The organism is Mycolicibacterium confluentis (genome assembly GCF_010729895.1).
In the GTDB taxonomy this organism is placed as follows: domain Bacteria; phylum Actinomycetota; class Actinomycetes; order Mycobacteriales; family Mycobacteriaceae; genus Mycobacterium; species Mycobacterium confluentis.
The window spans coordinates 373,536-398,316 of sequence record NZ_AP022612.1 but is presented as its reverse complement, the minus strand read 5'-3'; the positions used below and the strand labels follow the sequence as shown (position 1 = coordinate 398,316).

General features: G+C 63.6%; 22 protein-coding genes, 5 tRNA genes and 1 pseudogene. 11 read left to right on the top strand and 17 right to left on the bottom strand.

Annotation, left to right across the window (positions count from 1 at the left end):
* The first annotated feature begins 11 nt into the window (after nucleotides 1-11).
* On the top strand, nucleotides 12-164 hold the full coding sequence (locus G6N34_RS27555) for a hypothetical protein (protein ID WP_165763640.1): 153 nt from the start codon (nucleotides 12-14) through the stop codon (nucleotides 162-164).
* A 63-nt stretch (nucleotides 165-227) separates the two neighbouring features.
* On the opposite strand, the gene G6N34_RS01770 is transcribed toward G6N34_RS27555, so the two are convergent.
* The 7 genes from G6N34_RS01770 to G6N34_RS01740 form a co-directional block, all read right to left on the bottom strand.
* Entirely contained in the window at nucleotides 228-509 is a 282-nt protein-coding gene (locus tag G6N34_RS01770; protein WP_085150185.1) for a hypothetical protein, read from the bottom strand.
* Nucleotides 510-562: 53 nt separating this feature from the next.
* On the bottom strand, nucleotides 563-1,402 hold the full coding sequence (locus G6N34_RS01765; protein WP_085150183.1) for a TIGR03619 family F420-dependent LLM class oxidoreductase: 840 nt from the start codon (nucleotides 1,400-1,402) through the stop codon (nucleotides 563-565).
* Between the two features lie 87 nt (nucleotides 1,403-1,489).
* Complete coding sequence (locus G6N34_RS01760) at nucleotides 1,490-2,641, bottom strand: PAS domain-containing protein (protein WP_085150181.1); 1,152 nt, start codon at nucleotides 2,639-2,641, stop codon at nucleotides 1,490-1,492.
* Nucleotides 2,641-3,051 (bottom strand): ankyrin repeat domain-containing protein, encoded by a 411-nt coding sequence (locus G6N34_RS01755; protein ID WP_085150179.1) that lies wholly within the window; start codon nucleotides 3,049-3,051, stop codon nucleotides 2,641-2,643. The genes G6N34_RS01760 and G6N34_RS01755 overlap by 1 nt, the downstream gene beginning before the upstream one ends.
* 674 nt (nucleotides 3,052-3,725) lie before the next feature.
* Nucleotides 3,726-4,112 (bottom strand): hypothetical protein, encoded by a 387-nt coding sequence (locus G6N34_RS01750; RefSeq protein WP_085150177.1) that lies wholly within the window; start codon nucleotides 4,110-4,112, stop codon nucleotides 3,726-3,728.
* Nucleotides 4,112-4,750, bottom strand: coding sequence for a nucleotidyltransferase domain-containing protein (locus tag G6N34_RS01745; protein ID WP_085150175.1), 639 nt, complete (start codon nucleotides 4,748-4,750; stop codon nucleotides 4,112-4,114). Before G6N34_RS01745 ends, G6N34_RS01750 begins: the two co-directional genes overlap by 1 nt.
* Nucleotides 4,751-4,975: 225 nt before the next feature.
* Nucleotides 4,976-5,040 (bottom strand) — tRNA-Phe (locus G6N34_RS01740).
* 129 nt (nucleotides 5,041-5,169) lie between these two features.
* Here G6N34_RS01740 and G6N34_RS28550 point away from each other — a divergent pair.
* The 4 genes and pseudogenes from G6N34_RS28550 to G6N34_RS01725 form a co-directional block, all read left to right on the top strand.
* A pseudogene (locus tag G6N34_RS28550) lies at nucleotides 5,170-6,063 on the top strand (rolling circle replication-associated protein); the annotation flags it as partial.
* A gap of 50 nt (nucleotides 6,064-6,113) precedes the next feature.
* Nucleotides 6,114-6,725 (top strand): hypothetical protein, encoded by a 612-nt coding sequence (locus tag G6N34_RS27835; protein ID WP_234812796.1) that lies wholly within the window; start codon nucleotides 6,114-6,116, stop codon nucleotides 6,723-6,725.
* 160 nt (nucleotides 6,726-6,885) lie between these two features.
* Nucleotides 6,886-7,854 carry an AAA family ATPase gene (locus tag G6N34_RS01730; RefSeq protein ID WP_085150173.1) on the top strand — a complete coding sequence of 323 codons (969 nt, stop codon included), beginning with the start codon at nucleotides 6,886-6,888 and terminating at the stop codon, nucleotides 7,852-7,854.
* A complete protein-coding gene (locus tag G6N34_RS01725; RefSeq protein ID WP_197746678.1) occupies nucleotides 7,847-10,408 on the top strand; it encodes a S8 family peptidase in 2,562 nt (853 codons plus the stop codon). The genes G6N34_RS01730 and G6N34_RS01725 overlap by 8 nt, the downstream gene beginning before the upstream one ends.
* A gap of 173 nt (nucleotides 10,409-10,581) precedes the next feature.
* On the opposite strand, the gene G6N34_RS01720 is transcribed toward G6N34_RS01725, so the two are convergent.
* The 5 genes from G6N34_RS01720 to G6N34_RS01700 all read right to left on the bottom strand — a co-directional run bounded on the left by G6N34_RS01720 (nucleotide 10,582) and on the right by G6N34_RS01700 (nucleotide 16,436).
* Entirely contained in the window at nucleotides 10,582-11,820 is a 1,239-nt protein-coding gene (locus G6N34_RS01720) for an IS256 family transposase (protein ID WP_085150668.1), read from the bottom strand.
* Nucleotides 11,821-12,293: 473 nt separating this feature from the next.
* On the bottom strand, nucleotides 12,294-14,033 hold the full coding sequence (locus tag G6N34_RS01715; RefSeq protein WP_085156274.1) for an anti-phage protein: 1,740 nt from the start codon (nucleotides 14,031-14,033) through the stop codon (nucleotides 12,294-12,296).
* Between the two features lie 77 nt (nucleotides 14,034-14,110).
* Nucleotides 14,111-15,004 (bottom strand): nucleotidyltransferase-like protein, encoded by an 894-nt coding sequence (locus tag G6N34_RS01710; RefSeq protein ID WP_133057821.1) that lies wholly within the window; start codon nucleotides 15,002-15,004, stop codon nucleotides 14,111-14,113.
* A complete protein-coding gene (locus G6N34_RS28415; RefSeq protein ID WP_456320153.1) occupies nucleotides 15,001-15,558 on the bottom strand; it encodes a Cap15 family cyclic dinucleotide receptor domain-containing protein in 558 nt (185 codons plus the stop codon). Before G6N34_RS28415 ends, G6N34_RS01710 begins: the two co-directional genes overlap by 4 nt.
* A 452-nt stretch (nucleotides 15,559-16,010) precedes the next feature.
* The gene (locus G6N34_RS01700) at nucleotides 16,011-16,436 is read right to left on the bottom strand and encodes an NUDIX hydrolase (RefSeq protein WP_085156277.1); all 426 of its coding nucleotides are present in this window, start codon (nucleotides 16,434-16,436) and stop codon (nucleotides 16,011-16,013) included.
* A 94-nt stretch (nucleotides 16,437-16,530) separates the two neighbouring features.
* On the opposite strand from G6N34_RS01700, the gene G6N34_RS01695 reads away from it, so the two are divergent.
* The 5 genes from G6N34_RS01695 to G6N34_RS01675 all read left to right on the top strand — a co-directional run bounded on the left by G6N34_RS01695 (nucleotide 16,531) and on the right by G6N34_RS01675 (nucleotide 20,579).
* The gene (locus G6N34_RS01695; protein ID WP_085156280.1) at nucleotides 16,531-17,310 is read left to right on the top strand and encodes a GntR family transcriptional regulator; all 780 of its coding nucleotides are present in this window, start codon (nucleotides 16,531-16,533) and stop codon (nucleotides 17,308-17,310) included.
* Between the two features lie 100 nt (nucleotides 17,311-17,410).
* Nucleotides 17,411-17,833, top strand: coding sequence for a plasmid replication, integration and excision activator (locus tag G6N34_RS01690; RefSeq protein WP_085156283.1), 423 nt, complete (start codon nucleotides 17,411-17,413; stop codon nucleotides 17,831-17,833).
* Nucleotides 17,830-19,149: an FtsK/SpoIIIE domain-containing protein gene (locus G6N34_RS01685; protein WP_085156286.1), complete on the top strand. Its 1,320-nt coding sequence runs from the start codon at nucleotides 17,830-17,832 to the stop codon at nucleotides 19,147-19,149. The genes G6N34_RS01690 and G6N34_RS01685 overlap by 4 nt, the downstream gene beginning before the upstream one ends.
* A gap of 39 nt (nucleotides 19,150-19,188) precedes the next feature.
* Nucleotides 19,189-19,425 (top strand): helix-turn-helix transcriptional regulator, encoded by a 237-nt coding sequence (locus G6N34_RS01680; RefSeq protein WP_085156289.1) that lies wholly within the window; start codon nucleotides 19,189-19,191, stop codon nucleotides 19,423-19,425.
* Nucleotides 19,425-20,579, top strand: coding sequence for a tyrosine-type recombinase/integrase (locus G6N34_RS01675; RefSeq protein WP_085156292.1), 1,155 nt, complete (start codon nucleotides 19,425-19,427; stop codon nucleotides 20,577-20,579). Before G6N34_RS01680 ends, G6N34_RS01675 begins: the two co-directional genes overlap by 1 nt.
* Before the next feature lie 38 nt (nucleotides 20,580-20,617).
* Here G6N34_RS01675 and G6N34_RS01670 read toward each other — a convergent pair.
* The 3 genes from G6N34_RS01670 to G6N34_RS01660 all read right to left on the bottom strand — a co-directional run bounded on the left by G6N34_RS01670 (nucleotide 20,618) and on the right by G6N34_RS01660 (nucleotide 20,922).
* Nucleotides 20,618-20,694, bottom strand: a tRNA-Phe gene (locus tag G6N34_RS01670).
* 42 nt (nucleotides 20,695-20,736) lie between these two features.
* Nucleotides 20,737-20,813 (bottom strand) — tRNA-Asp (locus G6N34_RS01665).
* 36 nt (nucleotides 20,814-20,849) lie between these two features.
* Nucleotides 20,850-20,922: transfer RNA gene (locus G6N34_RS01660), tRNA-Glu, on the bottom strand.
* Between the two features lie 256 nt (nucleotides 20,923-21,178).
* On the opposite strand from G6N34_RS01660, the gene G6N34_RS01655 reads away from it, so the two are divergent.
* Nucleotides 21,179-21,254: transfer RNA gene (locus G6N34_RS01655), tRNA-Lys, on the top strand.
* A 15-nt stretch (nucleotides 21,255-21,269) separates the two neighbouring features.
* Here G6N34_RS01655 and G6N34_RS01650 read toward each other — a convergent pair.
* A complete protein-coding gene (locus tag G6N34_RS01650) occupies nucleotides 21,270-22,892 on the bottom strand; it encodes a PGRS repeat-containing protein (protein ID WP_163645287.1) in 1,623 nt (540 codons plus the stop codon).
* Between the two features lie 218 nt (nucleotides 22,893-23,110).
* Nucleotides 23,111-24,265 carry a PE-PPE domain-containing protein gene (locus tag G6N34_RS01645; protein WP_085156301.1) on the bottom strand — a complete coding sequence of 385 codons (1,155 nt, stop codon included), beginning with the start codon at nucleotides 24,263-24,265 and terminating at the stop codon, nucleotides 23,111-23,113.
* Nucleotides 24,266-24,781: the final 516 nt, after the last annotated feature.

Genomic DNA, 24,781 nt, shown 5'->3' with positions numbered 1-24,781 from the left:
AGTCCGTCGGCATGACTCAACCGACGCAGGACAACGACGACGTGGAAAGCGACCCTGCGAAGGGCGACAGCGATCCCGCCAAGGCCGACGGCGACCGCACCGACTGGTCCGATGAGGGCGGCGCGACACAAAGTGGACCGGCGACCGACACTGACGCGTCCTGACTCCACCCACAACGAAACCGGCCGCCATCTCCCCATCCAGGAGATGACGGCCGGTCTCGTTGTCTACAGGTGCGGGGCCTGACTGATGGTGGCGTCCGGGGTGCCGACAGTCTGGCAGTAGGTCTGCACTGCGGTCCGGGTGGCGGTGAGCTCGATGTTGGACGGTTCGTTCTTGCCCTCGTCCTTGAGCATCTTGGTGATGGCCTCGTTCTGGGTCTTCTCCTCGGCGGAGGTGAAGTCCTTGCACTTGGTGTCGCCGCCCTGGTTGATGACTGTCGATGAGCAGCCTGTCATCACAGCCGCGGCCGCGAAGCCCGAGATCACCATCGCCATGAAGCGGTTCATCAGATCCTCCAGATGTAGTTGGACGCTTCAACTGTTGCCCGATTACGGTGTCGTCAAACCTTTGCCAGGATGTCCTCGGCGAACTTCTCGATTCCCTCGCGGTAGCGGTCCCCCCGCCACGGCGCACACATCACGCCGGTGATGCCGATGTCCTCTGCCCGCCGGTAAAGGTCCACCGACGGTGCGTGCAGCAGCGACAGCACGATCTCGAAGGGCTCCTCCCCGCGGCCGATCTGCGTTCTGAACTTCTGCAGACGCTCGACGACGGAGACGGCGTCGTCCCACTTGTACGCCAGGCCCACCCACCCGTCGCAGTGCTCGGCAGCCCGCCGCAGCGCGACGTCGGAGTCGCCGCCGCACAGGATGTGCACGGGGGCGGGTGGATGCGGTTCGATCATCATCTCCGGCACCGAGTAGTACTCGCCCTGCCAGGACACCCAACCGCCCTTCCACAGTGCACGCAGCGCGTGGATCATCTCGGTGGTGCGCGGGCCGCGGTTGTCGAAGTCCTGGCCCAGCAGCTCGAATTCCTCACGCATCCAACCGGTTCCGATGGCGAGCTCCACCCTGCCGTCGGACAGCGTCGCGGCGGTCGCGACCTGTTTCGCGACCTCCACGAGCGGTCGCGCACCGACGATGTACACCGCGTTGGAGAACCGCAGTCGGGTGGTGACGGCGGCCAGAGCGCCGATGGTCACCCAGGAGTCCGGCCATTCCGTCTCTGGCGGCCACGGCGGCTTGTCCCCCGTCAGCGGGTAGGGCGTGTTCAGCTGTCGCGGGTAGATCAGGTGGTCGGAGGTGAACATGCCGGTGAACCCGGCTTCATCGAGCAGGGGCGCGATGCCGAGCAGGTCGCGCGTCGGGAGGAAGGCCGTGCCGGACCAGAACTGCATGGGGTTACTGTTGCATGTTCAGTTGGAACGGTCGCACAGGGGCCACCTTTTGAGGACGCGCCGCCGCGCTTTGCCACGCGGATCCGGTCAGGGCGTCTGCGCGATGTCCGTGTCGACGGCGCGTCCAGCGAGATGCCCGAAGAGCTCCTCACGATGGTTCTCACCGAGATCGAGCACCAGGCTGGTGAGCCGCCGCACGTCGGGGTCGTGCGCCAACGCGAGCCATCTGAGGTCGCTGATCAACCGCGTCAGGTAGGGCAGGTCGCTGATCCGATACTCCGCCGCCAGATAGACCGCGCGCACGCCGAAGAAGTCGCACAGCGCCCCCGATATCGACTCCGACGGCCGCTCACGCAGACCCGCCCGAAGCTGCGACAGGTAGGGACCCGAGATGTGCACACCCCTGGCCGCCAGCCCGGTGACCACCTCGCTGTTGCTGTAGCCGCCGCGATCCGGCGCCTGCACGCCCGCGAAGAGCGCGTTGAGCCGCTGTTGGAATGTCCCCGCCAACTCGATCATGGGCTTCCCGCCCGGAAGCGAAGGAGCACGACGGCGGCTCCCCGAAGCGGCGGGTTTCGCCGCGCCCAGCCGCCGCGTGGCGCGATCGGCGATCGCGTCGGTGACGTCGCGGGACAGGCACAGGATTTCGCCCGCGCGTCCGTCGTCGTCGGCGACCGGAGTCAGGGAGTTCTGCCAGAAGGTGGGCTCGCCGAAGGCACCGACGGTCTTCCCGATGAACTCGGTGCGGGTGCCGCCCGCGGCGGTCTGCAGGGCCCGCATCCCCGCGCCGCGGATACTCGACGGCAACAGCTCCAACCAGGGCATCCCGAAATCGGTCTCGTCGAGCGGCAGGCCCAGCGTCTGGCAGCCGCGCTGGTTCATGTGCAGCAGGGTCCCGTCGAGGCCGACGAGTTTGACGCAGTCGCTCGCGTTGCGCAGTGGTCTGGCGGCATGTGCCGTCGACACGGCGGGCACGACGTCCTGTTCGGACAGCGCGGTGTCGGCGCGCAACACCCACCTGGCTCGGCGGCCGTCGTTGTCGAGCTTGGCGACCTGACCCCGGCGCTCGAGAATGGCGAGGCCTCGGTACATCGTCTCGGTCATGACGTAGACGTTGAACTGTGCGGCGAGGCTGCGCCGCAGCTCGCTGGTCGAGATGGGCTCACTGCGGTCCGCCAGCGCGGTGATGATCAGTCCGCGCAACGCCTCGCCGGATGTGGTTCCCGCGGCGGCCGTCATCAGGCGACCTCGTCGCCGACATCGACGGATTCGCCCATCCGCCGCACCAACTCCCCCAACGCCGGATACTCGTCGGCGTATTTGGCGGCCAACTGTCGGGGTGTGGCGCCGTGGTTGTTGGCCGCATCGGGGTCCGCGCCGGCGTCCAGGAGCGCGGTCACCATGTCCACGCTCTCGGGCAGTTGGTAGACCGCTCGCCACAGGGCCGTATTGCCCCAGCGGTCCCGAGCCTCCATGGCCGCGCCGGACTCCAGCAGGACCTCGACCACCTCGACGTCGTTGGCGTCGACCGCGCAGTGCACGACCGTCTTGCCATCCACATCCTTCTCGTCGAGGCGACCTGTGTGTTCGGCAGCCAACTCGACCAGTTCCCTGCGTTCACGCCCCCTCAGCGCGTCGTAGCTGAACATGTTGCCTGCATTCCTCTCCACGGCGACCCACTCGCGGACTGACTCCGGAGTAGGGAACGAGTCCGCCTGTCAGTGAACATAGCTGTGACGCGTAAGTCAACCGATGTTGTCAGGCTTCTCGGACACACCATCAGGGCGAAAGGGTTGGTCACATGACCTAAGAAGGAGCACTATCCGCAGGTGAGATGCGATTTACACGCAGGGGGATATTTTTCCCAGTGTGCAATCATTCACTGTGCGCGCCCGGGCCACCTCCGTTTGCTAATAACAGCATTCCCACACGCGCCGCTCGGAAAGGCGCCGGTGGCCGACAAATTTGCCAACCCGCCCAATCTGTTTGCTGATGACGTCATCTGCTAGACACTGGGGGCAGATAACCGTGGTCCGCCGCCTGGCGCCAGCGCATCGTTTCAGCACAGAATCCACTGCAGCACAATGCATTTCAGGGTTTCACGGTTTCAGGCCATTCACAATCGGCGCCTGCCGTGGAGGAGCGCAGCAAACAGAACTCGTCTAACGACGGCCGATTGCGCGAATTCATAAGGGGAGGCGCGGATGTGTGTCCGCGGGATATCCGACTGCGGACGGCAGAAAGAGAGGGTGAATCCAGTGAGGTGGCCAGGCCGGGATCGAACCGGCGACCTTCCGCAAGAACGGCGGCGCAATGCCCCGAACTACCCCCGAGCGGCCACTGCTTGCCTGGCCGCCTCGACCAACTGCTCCGCCGCGCGGTTCATCTTCTTCAACTCCGCGGCGGTCACGTCCTGATGCGTGTAGGCAGCCTTGCTCTTCAAGTTGAGCAGGGTGTTCAGGTGCCGCTCGGATCCGCCGTCCGCCCGCTTGAGCAATGCAACGGCCTCGCTGTGGTTGCCGGTGTTGGAGTGCACGCCGAGGCGCACGCAGCAGATGACGTCCGAGGCGGCGATACCCGCGTCCACGTACAGGTCCCCGGCGGCGTTGGGCATCTCCTCCCCGAGATGTTCCGCGGCGGCGAAGAACTCATTCGCCTTGGACAGGCGCCCCGCGGTGACCACGGAGTCACAGTTGCGTTGCCCCGCCATCAGGACCTCCTTGCCGAGCGGAGCTGCGCGTTGAACCAAGCCCTTGTCCCCGCGACGGTCAGGCCCTGCTTCGACACGTCATCGAACAGAGGCTCACCGGCGGCGGCCGCAGCGTGGAACTCACCCTCGGTGTACTCGACGATGCGGCCGTCATTGCCGGTCCACGCGGTGACCAGTCGGGCGAGTTCGGTCAACCGCTGCTCCCACACGTCGTCCACGTCGTCGCCCGAGCCAGCGGCGCGCACCAGGAACAAGTCGATGTCGCTGTCGAGCCTCATGCGCCCAGTCGCGGCGGATCCAAACACCGCGGCGTAGCGCAGCGTCGACCCCCACCTGTCCAGATGCTGTTCGAGGCGACTGAGGAACGTGGAGTTCAGCCGCGACAGCGCCATGATGGGCTCGGCCGCGAGGTGCTCGGTGTTGAGGCGGTAGGTGTGAGTCCGGCCCACCTCGTCGTGCTGCACCACGCCCTGTGAGGTGAGGCGGTTGAGGACCTTGCGGATGCCCTCCCCCGACGCATGGGTCAGGATGCGCCGGACCTGGCCGATCGTGAAAGGGACGTCTGCACTCGCCAGGACGGCGAGCACGTCGCCGTCGAGGGTCGGCGTCACCGTGGCGAACGGCCTGTTCAGCTGCATGATCGGTGCCCTCTCCAACTAAAGTTAGAGTAACACAACTATAGTTGGCCCCGGAGAAGGAGAAGAAAAAGAAGGACGCGGAGCGGGTCCGCAGACCCGACACATCGGTGTCGCCTTGAGGCCTAGTCAAGTCAATAAGGAAGCCGGGTGACTATGTGGCGGATGGCCTGGACAGGGGCGCCCCAGAAACGAGGAAAACCACCTGTCAGCAGGTGGCTTTAAAGGTGGCCAGGGCCGGGATCGAACCGGCGACCTTCCGCTTTTCAGGCGGACGGGATAGCCACTGACCTGCGGTTTATTTGATTCTGTGCGTCGTATGCGCCGCATTGAGCTGCGCTGACGCATCAGGTCTGTCCGACGAACGGACATAAACCGGACACGGTGCTTGCGCTCCTGACCAGGAGCGGTCGTGCCGCCGCATGCGTTGTGGGCGGACTCAGCGGCTCCGGGGAGCAGGCACCCCGATGCCCAGCATCGCATCATCAGCCACCGACTCGACTCCATCGGAGGGCGGTTCATCGGCACCAGATGAACCGCCGTTCGGGCTCGGTTCCGCAGGTGCCTCGGTGGACGGGAGGTCGCGAGCGCCCGAGGCCGCCAGGCCGCAGGGCGGGAGAGCGCCAGCGGTCGGCCGGACATCGACCGCGGCACCCGGCCTCAACCCGGCCGCGGCCGGCGGGCTTGTTATATGTGCCGAAAATGTCCGCGAGTCGGTGCACGACGGGATCTCGACGGGCGAGCTGCGCGCGATCGACGCATTGGGGCTGCGGTTCCCGACGCCCGAGATGGTCACCGCAGCCGCAGCGCTGTTCGAACCGGCACCACCGTGGGCGTCTGGCCCTGCCCGTCGCGGGGTGGAGCCGGAATCCGGACGGTTTCGCATCACTGTAGGCCCTGGTGTTGTGCGACTCAGTTGGACCAATCCTGTTCGTGCCGAGAAGACCGCCGAACGGGCCGTTAGCCATCATCAACGTGACGTTGACGATGCCGAGCTTCGAGTCAAGGACGATCTCGCTGCCGGGGACGATCATCGGGCCGTCGTGTCTATGACACGACGGAGTCCTACGGAACGCGACCAGCCGGGGACCGGTGCTGTCATCACCGAGTGGTCCCGGAAATCGCGATCCTCGATGTGCCGCACCTTTGCTGAACTCGACTACAGCCCACTCGTCGAATCCGGCCGCGTTCCGGCCATGGTCACGCTCACCTACCCTGGCGACTGGGAAGTGGTCGCACCCGATGGAGCTAGCGTGAAGCGGCATATGGTGTTGTGGCGCAAGCGCTTCCAACGTGAGTACGGTGAACCCGCCCGTTACATCTGGAAGCTGGAGTTTCAGCGACGCGGCGCTCCACACATTCATCTATGGATGGCGCCACCGATCTCGCCAGGCCGCTCGGGCCGGGGCTCGCTCAATGGTTGTCCGAGACGTGGGCACAGGTCGTCGACCACCCCGACGCTGAGCAGAAGGCCCGGCACCGGCTCGCCGGGACTGGCATCGACATACGTAACGGACTGAAGGCCTGCGACCCGAAGCGGCTGGCGATCTACTTCAGTAAGCATTCCTCACCAAACGTCGACGGCGACAAGGAATATCAGCACATCGTGCCCGAGCTGTGGCGGCAGCTGGGTCGAGGACCGGGCCGGTTCTGGGGCGTGTACGGGCTCAAGAAAGCCGTCACCGTCGTGGAGGTGACCCAGGACGCGTACCTCGCTGCCCGCCGGATCATGCGGCGGTGGTCACGTAGCCAAGCGGTGTACGGCGACTCATCCAGCCGCTTCCCTACCGCCGTAGTGCCGCGCACGGCTATCCGTCTGGTCCCACGCAAGGGTCATCGAAGCGGCGCCGTGGTTCACCGGCAGGCGCGGCGACGACGGACGATTTGCAGCCGAGGCGGCCTCGCTGGTGGGTATGCACTCGTCAACCACGGTCCGACCTTTGCGTCGCAGCTTGCAGCGGGGGCGAACATCGGCTGAGCCTGCCGAATTGGAAGCAAAGACGTCACTTGAGAGAGTAAGGGCAGGTGGAGGCCCGTCGAGAACCCGACTACCCCGAATCGTCCGACGTCAAGTGTCGGATGCGGGTGGGACCGTACCATCAGAGACACGTTAATCAGCGGCGACGGAGGGAGGCGAAATGGCTGGGCTCGGTGAGCACATCACCGCGATGGTTCGAAATCATGCGGCAGGCGACGATGCAGCCTTCTACTCCGTGGCACTTCAGATCGCGGCGCGCGAAGCCCGGCAGGGGCATCACGTACTTGCCGAGAACATCAAGAAGGCCGTGGACTCGTCGCGCGAACGAAAGCCTTTGGCGAACGTTACCGCGCTTCCCCGTGTCCGCGGCGACCTCGCTGAGCTCGTCGAAGTCTCGCATCCGCAAGTCAAACTGCGAGAACTGGTTGCCCCGACCGAGCGCATTGCCCAGATCAAACAGATCCTTGCAGAGCAGCGTCAGAGGAAAAATCTTCTCGAACATGGGTTCGCGCCGTCGCATCGTCTGCTTCTGGAAGGTCCGCCCGGAACGGGCAAGACGATGACAGCATCGGTGCTTGCGACCGAACTCTCTTTGCCGATGTACACCGTGCGCCTCGATGGCCTACTTAGCAAGTTCATGGGTGAGACTGCTGCGAAGTTGCGTGTCGTGTTCGATGCCGTAGCGGCTGAGCGTGCGGTCTACCTATTCGACGAGTTCGATGCGTTAGGCGCTGATCGTTCGGGGAACGATGTGGGCGAGGCCCGCCGGATACTCAACTCATTTCTGGTCTTCCTTGAGAATTCAAGCCCGGAGTCGATCGTTATCGCGGCAACAAATCACCGCGCCATCCTGGACAAGGCCTTGTTCCGCCGTTTCGATATGGTCCTCGTCTACACGCTGCCCGATGCGCGTCAAGCGGTCACGGTTATGCGGGGACGCCTTGGCTCACTGGCGGCGAAAACAGATTTGAACAAACTCGGCGAATATACCGACGGGCTGAGCCATGCTGATCTCGTCAAAGCCGCAGAATCGGCGGCCAAAGCTGTGCTGATGCGTGGTGAGTCGCAGGTGGAGCGAGAGGACATCATCGTGGCGCTGAAGGCTCGTCGAGCGGCCACCCTTGGCTGAAGGGGATAGCTCGACTGCCGGGGGAGAACAGTACGACCACCTCTACGTTCAGGGATACGCGGCTTCTGAGGACTTCAGTCGTTACATGAACGGAGGCGGCGGCCCCAGCAAACGACGCAAGGTGGATCGCGCTACCCATGGGGCGGTGCTCAATGGTGAACTCGATGAGTCGTTCACAGCCTCTGAGGCCGCACGGATGGCCACCGAGTTCACTGACGATGAGCTCAGGGCGCAGGGCACGACCATCGTGCTTGAGGGGGAAGGCGCTGCGTACCCGCTGAAACTAGATTCCCTCAACAGCCTAACCAGACATACGAAGATGCCGAAGCAGCCAAGGTGGCTGCTTCTGTCGGTGCGGCCGGCAACTGATTCCCAGCCCGAGCGAGCGACGGTGTGGGTGTCGGACAAACACCGCCCAGCATTCATGAAGCTGTTCGAGGACTATCTCGCGGAGAACACAAGAACAGGCCAGCCCAAGAACCAAGACCTGGTAGCCAACATCTCCCGCATCCGTTCTGCAGTTCTGGATGACCTCTGGACTTCAGAGGGCGAGCCTCCTCAACGGGGTCGGCATTGGTGGGAACTCTGGCTGGACACTGCTAGCGAACACGTCGACACTCTCCACGGCTACGCTGCGGTACACGAACTCCGATTACAGTCGCGTTCGTTCAGATTCCGCGACCGCGCTGTCTTTTGGATCGAAGCGAGTTGGGCCGAACTCCAGCCGTTGCCGTTCACTGCGGTGCCCCTAGCGGAGATCCGACGGCCCGAGTTCATCGAGACAATCGAGGATCTCTCAGCCCCTGAGCAGGGAGAATACGTCCTCGAACTCGCTGAGCGCGTGACTGCCGCTGAAGATGATGCACCGGCGGTCTGCCATCTTGACACTGGGGTGTTTCGCCGGCACGTGCTTCTGTCACCATCTCTCGACGAGGCCGACTTGCACACGGTCATCGGCACTTCGGGTACGGACGTGAATCCCTACGGGCACGGCACATCAATGGCCGGTATCGCGCTGTTCGGAGACCTCGATGATGCCCTGCAGAATGGTGACCCTATCCGGTTGCGCCATCGCCTCGAATCGGTACGCATGGAGCCCGGCACGGACGAAGCAGCCTTGGATCCGATCGACTACGGCAGTGCGACTGTGCAGGCCGTGGCACTGCCAGAAATTGCCGCCAATCGCCCGCGGGTATTCGCGCTGACCCTCAGCACCGAGCCGGATAACCCCGGCGAACCCACTTTGTGGTCGGCTGCGATCGATGCTTTGGCCGTTGGCACTGATTCCGATCGTGACGGTGACCAGTTCCGGCTCATCTCACTGCCGGACGCCGATGCATCACGGCTAATCGTCGTCGCGGCGGGAAATGTGGATACCTACCGCCCCGACCACCTGGACAACTCGGATCTGTCTGCGATCGAAGATCCTGCACAGGCGTGGAATGCGTTGACAGTTGGGGCGTATACGGATCTAACGAAAACTCCCCAGCATCCCCAATATGCCGGTTGGAAACCGCTTGCCGAAGCGGGCGAATTGTCGCCACACAGTCGGACATCAATGCTGTTCAGACACCAGAAGGCACCGATCAAGCCGGATATCTGCATGGAAGGAGGAAACGTTCTCACCGATGGCGCGCAGATGTTCGAGGACAAGCTCCCGATCCTCGCCTTGCGCTCCACCGGAAATGCAAGCGACATCGCACTGACGTCCGCGAATGCAACCAGTGCCGCCACGGCCCAAGCAGCGCGGCTCGCAGCGCTGGCGATGGGCAGATACCCCGACTACTGGCCTGAGTCGATCCGGGGGTTGTTGACTCACGAGGCGGAATGGACACCGGCGATGAATCAGCGGATCCAGCCGCCTCAGGGCAAGAAGAAGCGCCTCGAACAATTGCGGCGTTACGGCTGGGGGGTGCCGACAGAGGACGCAGTGCTGAACTCTTCGCGACGGGCGGTCACTCTGGTCACTCAAGACCAGTTCGTCCCGTTCGAAGGCACCGCCTTCCAAATGAGACGATTCCGGCTCCACACGTTGCCATGGCCACGCGAGGCCCTTGAAGAACTCGGCGCCGCAGATGTGCGGCTGCGAATCACCCTTTCCTACTTCATCGAGCCATCAGCTTCGCGTCGAGGCTGGCGCAACCGGTACGCCTACCCTTCACATTCGCTACGTTTCGACCTCCAGGGCCCAGTCGAGACCCGTCAGGAGTTCATCAACCGAATCAACCGCGATGCGCAGGTACAGGAAGACGGAGGAGCCGGCGGAGGAACGACGACTGACCGATGGCTTCTTGGGGAGCAGCAACGCAACCTCGGGTCGCTCCACCAGGACGAGTGGACTGGATCCGGGAGTGAGCTGGCGCGCTGCAACTCAGTCGCTGTATTCCCAGTCGGCGGTTGGTGGAAGAACAACGGCCGGAGCGATCGGAAGGATCTTCCAGTCCGGTACGCGCTCCTTCTGTCGTTGAGAACAGCGGAACAGGGCATAGACCTTTACACCCCGATCGCTACGCAGCTGCAGGTCCCGATCGAAACCGAGATCACCGCGACATAGCTCCTCGCCCTGCATTTTCGGCTGATGCGTACACCCTAAGAACTTCAGATCGAAAAGCTTTGGGCGTTGCTAGAGCCGATTCGGCAGTCGTAGCGTCGGATAGTGCCCCTTGGGGTGGTGGACTTCGGATCGGCGTGGGTTCACGCGTAGTGATCAACGAGTCATGGTGAATGCTAGGCGATTTGACGTGGTTCGGCGACGGGTTGGGCTGCTTGCTGTTTGGTGGCGATGACTTTGCGCAGTTCGGCCATGGAGACCTCTGACAGGTAGCGGCGGGTGACCTGCCATTCGTCGTGGGCTTCGATGACCACAGCGGTGGCCAGGCGCAGGAACGCCGCGGGGTTGGGGAAGATCTCCACGACATCGGCGCGGCGTTTGATCTCCTTGTTGAGCCGCTCGATCGGATTGTTCGACCAGATCTTCTGCCAATGGGTGCGCGGGAACGCGGTGAACGCCAGCACGTCGGTCTTGGCCTCATCCATCATCGCCGCCACTTTCGGAAAGCTCGACGACAGCGTGTCAGCGACCTGGTCCCACTGGGCGGCAACGTCGGCGGGGTCGGTGTGAGCGAAGATCGTCTTGACCGCCGCGGTCACCGCGGGGGCGTGTTTGGCGGCCACCACGCCGTGCAGATTGCGCATGAAGTGCACCCGGCACCGCTGCCACGACGATCCGGCGAACTGCTGGACCACGGCAGCCTTGAGACCGGCGTGGGCATCGGAGATCACCAGATGCACGCCGCTCAGGCCGCGGGCTTTGAGCGAGGCGAGGAACTCGCGCCAGAACTCAAAGGATTCGCTGTCACCGACGGCGGTGCCCAGCACCTCGCGGGTGCCCTCGATGGAGACCCCGGTGGCCACCACCAGGGCTTGGGAGACCACATGCGCCCCGACACGCACCTTGCAGAATGTGGCGTCACAGAACACGTAGGGAAACGACGTGTGGGTCAGACTGCGGGTACGGAAAGCTTCGATCTCGCGGTCCAGGCCGGCGCAGATGCGCGAGACCTCCGACTTCGAGACACCCGAACCGACACCCATCGCGGTAACGAGGTCATCGACGCTGCGGGTGGAGACGCCGTGCACGTAGGCCTCCATGATCACCGCGTGCAGGGCTTTGTCGATGCGGCGGCGCCGTTCCAGCAGCGACGGGAAGAACGAGCCGGCCCGCAGCTTGGGGATCTGGATCTCGATGTCGCCAGCGGTGGTCGACACCGTCTTGGGTCGATGCCCGTTGCGGTGAGTGCTGCGTCCATCGGTGCGTTGGTAGCGGCCGGCGCCGATCGCCTCGGTGGCCTCGGCCTCGATCAACGCCTGCAGGCCGGCGCGGATCAACTCGGCGAATACCGCCCCGACATCAGCGGAGCGGAGCGCATCGAGCTGGGCCAGCAGGGCAGAATGGTCCTGGGTCATCGCGTGGTGTGTCCTTTGCTTGAGTCACTTTGGTCGGTAACTCAATGACCACTACGCGATGGCCCACCCCGAAGCCCTAATGACACACCGGACATGGTCCAGCCTGGTCGGCTTCAGCCCCGAAACCCCACCACACCAAGGGACTTACCCCGCTGTCCACGCTGGGCGACCCCGCATCCCACTCGCAGTTGACAGATGCAGCCCGTGACTTGGCCCAGGTACTTCGTAAGTTTTACGGAGCACGAATGACTCTGATGAGAGTTGCTGGCCTGCAGCCCTTTAACTACACGAACTGACCCCACCTTCGCTCAGCCACCAGAAGTGGTTCAGCGACAAGCGAAGTTTAGAGCAAGCCACGTCTACAGCAGTTAGCCGTAACCAGCCTTGGGTCTTGCCGCACTTATCGCCGCGCGCGCGTAGGAGGGACCGCGCAGGTGCGCTGTGACGCCATACTGGGCCGACGTGAATCAGGGCTATTCAAGGAGGTACTCCTCGTTCATCTCCGGATCCACCCTGAGCGGATTTTCATGAAGGCGTATGCCACCGCCCGCCGCCATACGCCGTTTCCAGTGGTCCGTCATCAGCCAGTTGACCTCATCGACTTGTTCTTGCGACAGGTAAAACGCCTTTGCCTCTACACGTCGGTACGCGTTGTAGAACCGCTCAGCGTTTACAGGCTCCAGCGCCGCCGCCTCGCGCAAGTCGAGCACTAGTGCGTCGCGCTCCGAGCGGGAAATACGTGGCGGCATTTCGGGCAATAGGTTGATCATCCCATCTTCGGACACCAGCAGGATGACCGTGTGTGCGCCGCGGGCTTTTGCGGATGCTAGGTACCTAACCGCCGAGTTGTAACGCGATCCCCGGGAACGATCACCCCGAGTTGTCGCCATCCCATCAAGGATCACTCCGATGGCGTAACACGTTCCACTTGGATCGACGAGGACGCCACCGTCGATCGCGGTGACCTGTCGGATGCCCGCGGCCGACAGCTGCGTCGGTTCGACAAGAAAGGCTTGACTTCCGAGCCGTGTTGCCTCGTCAGCAGCAGAGTCAGATATGACAAGCATCGTCCCATGCTCGGCTTCGCTCGCGGCGCGCGCCAGCCCCCATAAGGCATGGCTGTCAGGGGCCTCGAAGAGGCGGCTGCACATGTCATTGAGCCGTTCGGGCCTAAGCTGCTGGACGGGGAGCCTCGGCTCGCCAAATTCGACGGCAGTGAGGCGCGCCTCACCGTGGAGAAGCTCCCAGGCCCCGTTTCCGGCAACGACCAGCTGGAACACGGATTGCGACGACTCCGGGTAGTTGGCTTTGCGGCGACCGAGTCCGAAAGCGACTTCACCGTCCGTCAGCAATGACTCGCCGTTGCGACTGCTCGTCTCCAAGAGCTTTCGAAGGGCTCGAGTTTCGTTCACGTGTACAGGTTTTCGAAATCTCAACGAACAGTCCACGTGCTGAACAGTCTGCGCTGTGAGCAGTAGCGACCCCACACCTACTCGACGCTCGTACGGCGTGGTGGCAAGGCGGTTCAATCCTTCGAACAGTTGTCCACCCGTTACGGTGCCTGCAAGTCTTGCGGCGGACTCGGTTAGGGCCTTGGCGGCGGCCTTCGAGATATCCAGGGGCGCAGCATGTATAGCTGACGGATCGGGAAGATACAGCGACAGACTGCACTGTCTAAGGGCCTCCGCGACAACGCCATGAACCAACGAGCGTGTGATGGGGCGATAGTTGTCCTCTGCCTCATGGGTTAACTGTGGCGCGCCGTCAAATACCCAGTGCGGCAGGCCGACAGCAGTAAATACACGGTGCTCTTCGACACGTGTCGGCAAGCTGACAGTAAAGTCCAGGGCGAGCTTAACGTCCAACACCTCTTTTATCGCAGCGCCGTACGCGCGATCGAGGAACTCCCTGTGCTTCAACGCGTGATGACGTGAATCTCCGAAAGCCATTCGACTGTCGGGACTCTCGCGATACAAGGTTAACGCGCGCTCATCGAGCTGACCGAAATCCGCCGGCACGATAGGACCGTCCTCGGGCTCGATGCAAAGCGGGTGGCGGGTGCCGCCGTCGACTAGAGTCCCGATGAGAAATACCTCGGGCTCAGCCGCATCTACACCGATTAGGTTGAGCGATTGACTCAGAGCCCAGTTCACCGATCGGCGGAAGATATGTTGGTACGCCCACATGAACTGTTCGATCGTCTTGCGCGCCATGGTGCAATGGTGTCACGCGTACCGGTGCCAGTTGGTCGCAATCGAAGTGGAGGCGCGGCACTAAGTACGGGTGCACATTACTCGAAACCGATGTATTCCCATGCCGCGTCGGACAACGCGTGGACCGCCGTGCGATCCCAGTCGGATCCTCGGAACAGGTAACGTAATTCGTGGACCTCGTGCCAATCGGGCGAACCCCCTCCTGAAAGGGTGCCGTTGAAGACAAAAGCAAGGACGCTCTTCATATCTGCTAGATAGGTTGAGTGATTAAACTCCGCATTGGGTACATTGTAAACGATGCATTCGACAAGATAAGATGGAATTTCATGGTCGATCAAGTCGGCTTCAGCGAGGACGGTCTGCAGCTTTTTTAGTGCTCGCACCATACGTTTGTACCGCCGGTTCGTAGCTCGTGTCTTCGCTCGTCCATTCTGCAATTGGATAGCAGGATAGTTGTCTTTATATCCACCAGAAGTCGGATACACACGTGAGCCCACATGGCAAATATTGATTGCGTCGTACCGACGATACTCCCAGCAGGGAACGACGTCCGCAGGTAGGGTCGTCCGATTCTCACGTACGCGATAAGCGATATCTCCTTCAGAAATCGCATTGCGGCCAAACGCATGCTGCAAAGCCGCGTTAATATCCGCCTTGAATTCTTCGCGCGTATACGGGTCCTCAGAGTCGACGATGCCAACGACGGACTTGTCCTGTCCCTTCAATTCGAAATCGAGATCGTAGTAGAAATATCCGTAATACTCAACGGCGATGTCCACATCGAAGTTCAGCCTTACATTCGTGTTATTAACATAAGACCCCTTTGCATAAACCCTGTAAGGCTTGCCACGAAGCGGCTCATAGTTCGCTAGTGCATCCCGTATCTCGCGCTCTGTGCGGTCGCGCTTGGACGTCTCATGATCACTCGGACGTTTCGCTGCGCTGCGCAGCCAATTCTCCCAATCAGTCATCCACCTCTCCTAGCCTCCGCGTCGCGCCGTGCTTCCAGCTGACACGCTTCCTGAAATGTCGTAGCGCGGCGATTAGAAATGCGACGAGCCGTGATGCTGCCCTTCGTATCTCGGTTGGTCCAGTACTCAGCTTCCAATTGTTTCGGCAGTGGGCCGTAGACGGTAGCGGCTGTGGTGCCGCGATGGACGGCCAACTGGTCGCGATGTTCGATTCTAGGGGTGTTCTCGTAGGTGTAGTAAAGGGTATAGCAGTCAGGCTCCTCGGCGCGTTTGGTGAAATCTGCCGTAACCGAGCGCGAGGCGCTCTGCGCAGTCATAAGACGGACCGACGTACTCGTGAATGTCTGAGTGATTGCGAGAGCGACATCGATCGTAGATTCGACTGGCTGTCGGGACTCAGTGTCAAAGCGGTACGAGGTGAGCGCTCCGTACCAAGTTCCGACTAACGACGGGCGTCCGGCCAATCGGACCAAACCCGGCCAACGCCAAATCCAACGATCGTAAGCGGCGAAAAGTATTGTCACACCCAATGGCGCGGAAGATATCACTCGCATTGCTAAGCTCGGCATTTGCGTACCCGTAATAAACAACATTAACGAGATGACTCCTACCATCAAGTAGGCCCCCAACTTCGCGCGACTAGTCGGATTCATCGCCTCTCATTCCTGCCGTTGACGGCTATTAAGTTGCTACAGTACTAGCAGTTGAGATAATGTAAAACAATAGAAGTTCTGCCGTCTAAAACAAGCCGATCGGTTCTCGTCCGCAACTCGCGGTGACGAAACCACAGCACCACCCTTTTGCATCGATGCGCATCAGCGGACGCGTCACGAGTGCGAACTCCGGCTGAGCCATCCGCTACCGCGTATTCCAGGAGGTAGGTCGACCTGTCGAATCCCGCTCTCAGGGCCGGGGTAACTCTCAGACGGGGCGCCACCGACAATCTGTTCTTCGTTAGTGCCCAATGGAACAGGCGCGGCACTAAAGGGAACATACGATTCGGTACCTAGACAAGGTCGACGCCGTCGTGCGCACGTGACCGCGGGCCTGAGTTAGCTAGTGCGTCAAGCACACGTACGGCGAAGGCGGGTGACATCGCAGCCTGCACCTCTTCGTCAGTCATCCAACAAATTTCACGTGCCTCTTCGGTCACCCGAGTTTCTCCCCCGGCGATCCGACACCGGTACACCAACGCGACGATTCCGTGGGTCAGGTTCTTGTAGACACCAGTGAGCCGCTCGACCGTGACCTCAAGTCCAGTCTCTTCCAGCACCTCGCGCTGAACACCGGCCTCAAAGGATTCGTCGAGTTCGAGCACGCCGCCCGGAGCCTCCCAGTGCCCGTTGTCATCGCGCTTGATGACCAAGACCCGACCATCGTCGCGGATCACGACGCCAGCGACGCTGACCGAGTGTTTTGGTGTGGCTGCCATGCGCAAGACTCCTCCGCGGACGACTCCATTAGCAACAGGGGACGTGTCGTTTCCCCTAGACTAGTCGCCTAGACATGTATGGGAAGGCTCTCAGGTGCTGCAACTTGGCCAGATCGACCGAGCGGACGATAAGCCGCCGTATCGGCAGATCGCCAGCATGTTGCGTGACTCCATCAGCTCTGGCCAGCTAGAAGCTGGCGGACGTCTCCCCTCCGAGGCCGAGCTGATCGAGCATTTCGGCGTCGCGCGGATGACAGTCCGCCAGGCAGTCCAGGAACTGCGCGCCGAAGGCCTGGTGATCTCCGAGCACGGTCGCGGTGTGTTTGTGCGGCCAGCTCCCCCAATTCGCCGACTCGCCTCCGATCGCTTCGCGCGGCAACATCGCGCCAGCGGCAAGGCCGCATTCACCGTGGAAGCGGAGAAGTCCGGCTATACACCTCAGGTCGACAACATCACCGTGTCCCGCGAGACGCCGGATTCGATTGTCGCCGAACGCCTTCGACTGACTTCTGATGATGAAGTCGTGGTTCGTTCACGACGCTACCTCGCCGATGGCAAACCAATCGAAACGGCGACCTCCTACATTCCTGCCACCTTCGCCAAAGGCACCAAGATCGAGCAGACCGAGACCGGGCCAGGCGGCATTTACGCGCGCCTCGAAGAGGCCGGCCACACCCTGGCCCGATTCACCGAGGAGGTGGGCGCCCGAATGCCCACCCCCGACGAACGCCGCGCCTTGCAACTTCCACCAGGGGCGCCGGTTCTCACCGTGGTTCGGACGGCCTACGACACCAACGACGTGGCTGTTGAAGTGTGCGACACGGTGAAGGTGGCATCGGCCTACCTGCTGGAATACGACTTCTCCGCGCGCTGAAACGTCGCAAAACGACCAAGTGCGCCAGAACGCTTGACTTACTCCTCTAGACGACTAGGTTGAATAGTCATCTAGTCCAATCCACTCGAAAGGCTCAGCAATGTCCATCCCCAAATGGCTCCAGATCGGCCACGACCAGGTGTTCTCACTCGGGGCGTTCCTCGTATCCGAGATACCGCCGATGATCGACTTCGACAAGTCCTCCGGCGACAACCGCGTGCAGGCAAGGGATCGCGATACCGGCTTGCCGATGTGGCAGGTCGAAGTGCTCGACGGTGATCCCGCAGCACCGAAGCGCAGCCGAACGGTGACGGTCAAGTTCGCATCACCGACGCAGCCCTCCGCGCCCGCCAATTCCAGCGGGACACCCTTTACCCCAGTGGTTTTCGACGGGCTCATGGCGCTGCCATACGTTGAGAAATCGGGTGACTTCTCCCGGATCGCCTGGTCGTTTCGAGCCTCCGACATGAGAGCACCGGGCAAGCCGTCCACGAGCGTAGCGACGAACCGGGAGTCGGCATGAATCCCGATCCGTACGCGCAGCTCGATCCTGACACCCCGTTCCGGCTCGATCACGCCGTGAATTTCCTGACCACTCTCGGCCTGTGGGCGGTGATCATCGTGGGAGTCAGTGCCGCCGTCCTCATCTACGGGCGACTGCACTCACCTGAGACTTTCGACGAACGGTTCGCAACACCGGCCACACTCCTGAGCTGGCGACTGTGGGCGTACATCTCCTGGCGCAGGCTCTGCAAGCGCTGCGGCTTGTCCGCCTCCGAACAGGTGACGCGTCGCGACAAAGAAGGGCACCAGGTCACTTTGACCCGCTGGTTTCATCCAAAGCTGTTGGGAACAGAGGTGTCTCAGACCACCCTGCGGCTCACGGTGCGGGCAAGGATGGGACAGACCGTGGAAGACCTGGAGCGCGCAGTCCCTGCGATCCGTGATGCTACCGGCGCACATTCGGCGCGGGCGGTTGTCGTCTCGCCGGGGACGCTGCGCATCGAGCTGATCAAGCGGGAGCAGTTGTCGACGGTACGTCACGCAGCGTCGCCAATGACGGTGACAACAACACGGGTGACGCTCGGACGGCGCGAGGACGGTTCCGATTGGATCCTTCCCTTGAGCGGCCGACACATCCTTACCGTGGGCTGCTCGGGTGCAGGCAAAGGTTCCGTCTTCTGGGGCATGGCCTGCGGGCTTGGTCCTGCCGCCGCCGCCGGAGTAGTTCATCTCATCGGTATCGACCTGAAGTACGGCATCGAATTATCAATCGGTGCAGGGCTATTCACCAAGATCGCGACCACCGAGGCCGACGCCGTGGCAACCCTTGCTGGGCTGGAGATGCTGATGGACAAGCGGGGCAAGGAGATGGCCGGCGGCACACGCGAGCACCGTCCGACCAAGGCCTCACCGCTGGTCGTGCTGCTGATCGACGAGCTGGCCGGGCTGACCGCCTACATGAGCGACCCAGCTCTGCGGAAAGAAGCCGCCGCCTCGTTGTCACGGATTCTCACCAAGGGTCGAGCACTGGGCATCGTGGTCGCCGCGTTCCTGCAAGACCCTCGCAAGGAGGTCCTACCGATGCGAGGCCTGTTTACCCAGACCATTGCGCTTCGACTGCGATCCCGCGAGGAAGTCACGATGGTCCTCGGTGACGGCATGGCCGACAAAGCGCCCGCGCACCGAATCAGCCCCGACAGACCCGGCACCGGCTACGTCATCGCCGAGGACGGCCACACGACCAAGGTCCGATCCGACTACTGGTCTGACGACCAGATCCGCTCCACTGCACAGCAATACGGAAGGTCAAGGACCGCAGGAGGGGCAGCGCAGTGAATGACTGGTTCGACTCAATCCAAGCAGCGAGGTGACGTCATGGTGATTCACGGTCTCCGGGAAACGCTCGTGTCCACCGGCGGCTTTCCAGAGCTGCTGACCGCAGATCAGGTGTCAGCGCTGCTGGGCGTCTCTGCCGCGACGCTCAACCGGTGGGCTGCGCTCCGCGAGACGACGGGCGAGCAGATCGGGCCGCCCTGCTACACCTTGTCGGAGCGGGTCCGTCGCTGGGACGCGGCCGAAGTCCGGTCCTGGCTCAAGCAGGTGCGTCGGTAATGGCCGGCAACACTCCGCGCGGCATCCGTAAACGGCTCAACGCCGTCGGGGAGCCCCGCTACCAAGTCCGCTACCTGATCCGTGACCCGGACGCCCCATCCGGCTGGGTGGAAACGTCCGCGACCTTCCCGACGCTGCGCGAGGCGAAGGCCTTCAAGTCCGAACGTGACAATGAAGCGGCGCTGGGCGCACGGCGGTTCGATCCTCGCCTGGGCCGGACGCCCCTCAGCAGGATCTGGACGCAGTTCTCCGACTCCAAGAAGCCGGCGGTGTCGCCCAAGACCTGGAGCGGCTACACCCAGCACTGGGAACTGCGCATCAAACCCCGCTTTGGTCACGTGCCCGTCGACGAGATCACCCGCGCCGACGTCCAGGCGTTCGTTGACGGCTTGACGGTTGGCCCGTGGGCGAAGGTTTCCACGCTGCGCCTCCTGCGGTCGATTCTCGACGTCGCCCACCAGGACGGCCGGATCCACCGCAACCCGGCCCTCGGCGTCTCCGCGGGCCGCATACCCGAGCGGGAACGGCACCGATACCTGACCGCACAGGAAGTCCAGACGCTCGCTACAGCGTGCGGGGATCAGGGCGATGTCGTGACCATCCTGGCCTACACCGGCCTACGCTGGTCCGAACTCGTCGGCCTCCGGGTCAAGGACATCGATCTGACCGCCCGTCGCCTCTACGTCCGACGGGCCGCACCGGAGGTCGAAGGCCGCATCGTCATCGGGCCGCCCAAGACCCGCGCCGGCATCCGAACCGTCCCGCTCCCCCAAGTCGTCGCCGACATCTTCAAAGGGCGCATCACCGGCCGGGAACCTGATGAGCCCGCAGTCACGTCACCCAATGGCGCGATGCTGCGCTCCAACAACTGGCGTCGCCACACGCACTGGAACAAAGCCCTCAAGAAGACCGACCTGGCGCCACTAACCATCCATGGTCTCCGCCACACCTACGCCAGCCTGGCTCGAAAATCCGGTGCCGACCTTCGCTACGTCCAGAAGACCATGGGGCACTCCACGCCGACCGTGACCGCGAACATCTACAGCGACCTCTATGCCGACGAGCTGGACCAGGTCGCAACCAACCTCGATCAACTTCATGCGACCGAGATTCATCTACCGAAGACCGGACAAGAACCGGACGAATCAAACTGACAACCGAGTGCAAGACCCGTGTCGATGCAGGTAAACAGTGGTGGCCAGGGCCGGGATCGAACCGGCGACCTTCCGCTTTTCAGGCGGACGCTCGTACCAACTGAGCTACCTGGCCGGAAGGCACCAGGTCGGTGTGCAACCGAATGCCTCGCCGTTCTGGCGACCCTGACGGGACTCGAACCCGCGACCTCCGCCGTGACAGGGCGGCGCGCTAACCAACTGCGCCACAGGGCCTTGCTTTCCTGCTGTGCTCCGTGTTTCCACGTTGCGTACCCCCAACGGGATTCGAACCCGTGCTACCGCCGTGAAAGGGCGGCGTCCTAGGCCACTAGACGATGGGGGCCTAATCCGAATTCCTCCGGGGTACTCGTCAACGCTTCCGTTGGGAGCTTCGATAGCTTAGGGCACCGCACGGAGAATTCCCAAACCAGATGCATACGGGCTGTTTCGGGGGTCTCGACGGCGTGCACCGAACCCTGCCGACGAGTGCGCGGACCGGTCGCGATTTCGGCGGTGCGAGCGACAAATCCGCACAGTCGGCGTCGGGCGCACCCGCCCATGCCGACAGGCTTGGGGTTTCGGCTATTCTGTTCCCTCGCGCCCCTATAGCTCAGTTGGTAGAGCTACGGACTTTTAATCCGCAGGTCCCAGGTTCGAGCCCTGGTGGGGGCACCAAGTACGCGACGCCTCTCACAAACCGCCGCGCCGACTCGAGTTGGCGCTGGTGTCGTGGCTGCCCCTCGTGCCGCCGCGTTTCGAAACGCCCGGCGTGGAGGCGCGATCCCCGCCCGAACGGGCGGTCTCGGCGGCCCCGCTGTTGCCGCGAGCACCCGAGTTGCCCGTGCTGCCGTAGCCGCCCCTCGTGCCAGTGCCGCCCGATGCACCCGGCGTGGCGTGGCCATCCCCGCCCGAACGGGCGGTCCCGCCGGAACCTCCGGTGCCGCCCGCACCGCCCGCACCGCCCGTTCCGCCGGTGCCGCCCACACCATCGGCAGCGGCAGAACCTTTCTTACCGAATAGTTTGCCTGAACCCGCCGCGCCCGCGGACCCACCGGACCCGCCGTTGCCGCCGGAACCGCCGACGGCGCCGCCGCCCCCGACACCCCCGTTGCCGCCGTACGCTCGCTCACCCGAACCGACGGCGATCGAAAAGGCGTCTCCGCCCTCGCCGCCGGAACCACCGTCACCCCCGACGCCGCCCGAACCGCCTTGCCCACCGGCCCCGCCCGCGCCCGCCGCGCCGCCGGAGCTGAACAGTCCGCCGCTCCCGCCGTCGCCGCCGGCACCTCCGGCGCCGCCCGTCCCGCCGGTGCCACCGGTACCCCCGACACCGCCGGTTCCACCGGTGCCGGCGTATGCGTCGGCCGGCAACGTCGAACGCGCTTCGGCGTAGCCGCCCTCGCCGCCAAACCCACCGGCCGCACCCGCGCCACCGGACCCGCCCTGGCCACCTTGGCCGCCGGCACCCCCGGCGCCGCCGGCGCCGAACAGCACCCCGCCATTGCCGCCGCGTCCACCGTTGCCGGCAGTGCCACCGTTGCCGGCCGGGCCGACGTCGATGCCCACACCTCCGACACCACCCGTACCGCCGATCCCACCGCTGGCATCGGTGTTCTCAAGAATTGCGCCGGCGCCGTTGCCGCTACCGCCCGGCCCGCCATCACCACCGATCTGGCCAAGGGTCCCCGCGCTCCCGGGGCCGCCGGGGCCGCCCACGTTGCGCCCACTGAAGCCGGTACTGCCGCCGGCGGCCGTCCCCGCAGCTGGAGTCACGGCGGATACCCCCACGGCCCCCGCGCCGCCGCTGCCGCCACTGCCGCCGATGCCGATCATTCCGGCGTTGCCGCCGCCACCGCCGTGGGCGCCCACGCCGCCGCTGCCGCCCGCACCGCCGTTGCCGATGATTCCGCCCTTGCCGCCGTTGCCGCCGTCCATCCCATCGATGGTGCTGTTCCAACCGTTTCCGCCGTTGCCGAACAGCCAGCCACCGTTCTGCCCGTTGGGGTTGTCGGCAGTACCGGCGGCACCATTGCAGATCAATCCACAGGACTGCGGGACATCGAGCGCAGTTGCCAGCGCGAAAGGCGTTGGTACGTCGCCGCTGCGGCCGCTCAGACTGCCGGGTGCGTCACAGCCGATTCCGACCGCGCCGGTGACACACTGCACGCCGCTGTCCAACGGTGACGTCACGTTGTCGGCGCCAGGCCCCGCCCAAGCGATGCCGGCGGGTCCGGCAAGCGCAAGGGCTCCCGCGCCCAGCACGCCGCCGGCAAACCATGCCGGGGCCTTCCGCTTCGCCCGATGTTTACCCAAGTGCCCACCCTTTCGCGAAAGCCCCACGGCGGGGCCGCAACAGGTGAGGACCTGTACCCCACTTTCGGTGGAGCGAGCGTGTTCGCGCAGATTAGCGGCTCCAGATGCACCTTGGCGGAGGACACGACAAATCAGCGCACTCGTCAGCCAGCGGGCTTTTCATCCGAGGCCCCAGGTTCGAGCCCTGGAGCACCACACAGAAACGGGGCGGCGGGTGGTTACTCGTCGCCTCTGTCGGCGCCGACTCCCCCGTCACGGCCGGTTCGCGACCTATCCGCCCTGCCACCGCCGTCGGCCTCTGCCGACGTAGGTGTGGACACTGACTGCCTGGTACGGGCATCATCCCTGCGCCCAACCCCCGACGCGCTGATGCGCTTTCGCTTCGATGCCACCTCATCGGAGGCGATGCGGTCGAGGCGGGCGATGCGTGGCAGCTTGCGCCTGGGCTCGGTCGACGCGGCGACGGGGTCAGCGTGCGCGGCTCGGTCAGGCTCGGGCGTGGACTCGACGGCAGGTGCTGATTCGACAACTGGTGCGGGCGTGCGCGGGACATCGTTGCGGACGTACCCAGCGTCTACGATCGGCTTGAGTTGTGCCTCAATTCTTTTGACGTCCTCCTCAGACATCCCGAGGTCCCGGAGCGGCTGCACCAGCGGCAGTCGCTCAGTGCGCACCAGGTACGAGGTGGTGACACCGCCGAGACTGTTCGTTGAGGTCGTCACATCCTCGGCGGGCACCGTGGCGAGATCCACCTCCGGATAGGTCATCTGCGCGTGCACATACACAATGCCCAGCAGCGCGTTCGCCACCGCCACGACGTTGCCGACCCGGTCGGGGAAGTCGGCGAACCCGTCGTACTCGCGGGTGATGTAGATCGTGTCCCACGGCGTCTCGGGTGCCCCCTCGACCGTCACTCCGAGCAGCGGCAGCACGTACCCCCGCTCCAGGTGACGAAACAGCCCACCGTGCGGATTCGACGGGTCCCCAACAGCAATGAACGTCAGCTCGTCGGCGGCGGGTCGGTCGTCCGCCGCAAGCTCCATCAGTCGCCGTTTCGTCTCGGCGATCACCAAACCGCCCTGCGAAACACCGACGGTCGTCTTGTGGCCCGGCGTCGACTCCATCTCCGCCTGCAACATGTCAGCGCCCATCGACACGGACCAGTCCATGTGCACCGGCGACGACGGATACCCGATATTCACCTGGGGGGCTCCGTGCGTGTAGGGCAGTGGCCACGGCCCCTGATCGCCGAGCAGCGCTGAACCGGTCCCGCCGATGGTGAACACGGTCCCGGCCGAGGCCTCGTGAGCCGTGGCGATCATTCCCGCGGCGGCAAGAGCCAACACGCAGGCAGCCACCCTTCGCACGTACATCCTTCGTTCCTCCCGTGAGGTACCTCTGTCGGCGCCCAGCTCCTGCACGCCGACAGCAACCCGAAGATCGGCGCGGCGCACTGGGCCCACCGCCGCACTCCGCTGGGCTCGGCGGCCACATCGGATGCGCGACTGCGGTCCCTGGTCCCGGTGAGGATACGAGCGTCGTACCGGTACCGCAGCCGGGGCAATTCCGTTGTGATAGGCGACACTTCGGGTGAATCAGCTCGTGCGTCGCAGGTCTGCGATCTGCGCGAACACCTGATCCTGTGCCACTGATCGCCACCCACCCGCCTGCGGCAGGCCACACCAACCCCGCTGCACTGGTTCGACATCGCCGAGCAGTCCAGCAGCAAACAATTCGCCGCGCCGTGCGCACTGCACCGACACCGGCGATACCCGTGTCGGTGTGATCTGCCCCATCCAGCGCGCGCCATCTCGGAGTTTGTGATCAGATTCCGCCACGATGTGATCACAAATGCTCAATCGGTGATCACGCCCGACAAACTACGGAAG

Bases quoted from the DNA above. Each gene is read 5' to 3' on its own strand.
- G6N34_RS27555 (WP_165763640.1), top strand. From the start codon at position 12: ATGACTCAACCGACGCAGGACAACGACGACGTGGAAAGCGACCCTGCG.
- G6N34_RS01770 (WP_085150185.1), bottom strand. From the start codon at position 509: ATGAACCGCTTCATGGCGATGGTGATCTCGGGCTTCGCGGCCGCGGCT.
- G6N34_RS01765 (WP_085150183.1), bottom strand. From the start codon at position 1,402: ATGCAGTTCTGGTCCGGCACGGCCTTCCTCCCGACGCGCGACCTGCTC.
- G6N34_RS01760 (WP_085150181.1), bottom strand. From the start codon at position 2,641: ATGACGGCCGCCGCGGGAACCACATCCGGCGAGGCGTTGCGCGGACTG.
- G6N34_RS01755 (WP_085150179.1), bottom strand. From the start codon at position 3,051: ATGTTCAGCTACGACGCGCTGAGGGGGCGTGAACGCAGGGAACTGGTC.
- G6N34_RS01750 (WP_085150177.1), bottom strand. From the start codon at position 4,112: ATGGCGGGGCAACGCAACTGTGACTCCGTGGTCACCGCGGGGCGCCTG.
- G6N34_RS01745 (WP_085150175.1), bottom strand. From the start codon at position 4,750: ATGCAGCTGAACAGGCCGTTCGCCACGGTGACGCCGACCCTCGACGGC.
- G6N34_RS27835 (WP_234812796.1), top strand. From the start codon at position 6,114: ATGGATGGCGCCACCGATCTCGCCAGGCCGCTCGGGCCGGGGCTCGCT.
- G6N34_RS01730 (WP_085150173.1), top strand. From the start codon at position 6,886: ATGGCTGGGCTCGGTGAGCACATCACCGCGATGGTTCGAAATCATGCG.
- G6N34_RS01720 (WP_085150668.1), bottom strand. From the start codon at position 11,820: ATGACCCAGGACCATTCTGCCCTGCTGGCCCAGCTCGATGCGCTCCGC.
- G6N34_RS01715 (WP_085156274.1), bottom strand. From the start codon at position 14,033: ATGGCGCGCAAGACGATCGAACAGTTCATGTGGGCGTACCAACATATC.
- G6N34_RS01710 (WP_133057821.1), bottom strand. From the start codon at position 15,004: ATGACTGATTGGGAGAATTGGCTGCGCAGCGCAGCGAAACGTCCGAGT.
- G6N34_RS28415 (WP_456320153.1), bottom strand. From the start codon at position 15,558: ATGCGAGTGATATCTTCCGCGCCATTGGGTGTGACAATACTTTTCGCC.
- G6N34_RS01700 (WP_085156277.1), bottom strand. From the start codon at position 16,436: ATGGCAGCCACACCAAAACACTCGGTCAGCGTCGCTGGCGTCGTGATC.
- G6N34_RS01690 (WP_085156283.1), top strand. From the start codon at position 17,411: ATGTCCATCCCCAAATGGCTCCAGATCGGCCACGACCAGGTGTTCTCA.
- G6N34_RS01685 (WP_085156286.1), top strand. From the start codon at position 17,830: ATGAATCCCGATCCGTACGCGCAGCTCGATCCTGACACCCCGTTCCGG.
- G6N34_RS01680 (WP_085156289.1), top strand. From the start codon at position 19,189: ATGGTGATTCACGGTCTCCGGGAAACGCTCGTGTCCACCGGCGGCTTT.
- G6N34_RS01675 (WP_085156292.1), top strand. From the start codon at position 19,425: ATGGCCGGCAACACTCCGCGCGGCATCCGTAAACGGCTCAACGCCGTC.
- G6N34_RS01645 (WP_085156301.1), bottom strand. From the start codon at position 24,265: ATGTACGTGCGAAGGGTGGCTGCCTGCGTGTTGGCTCTTGCCGCCGCG.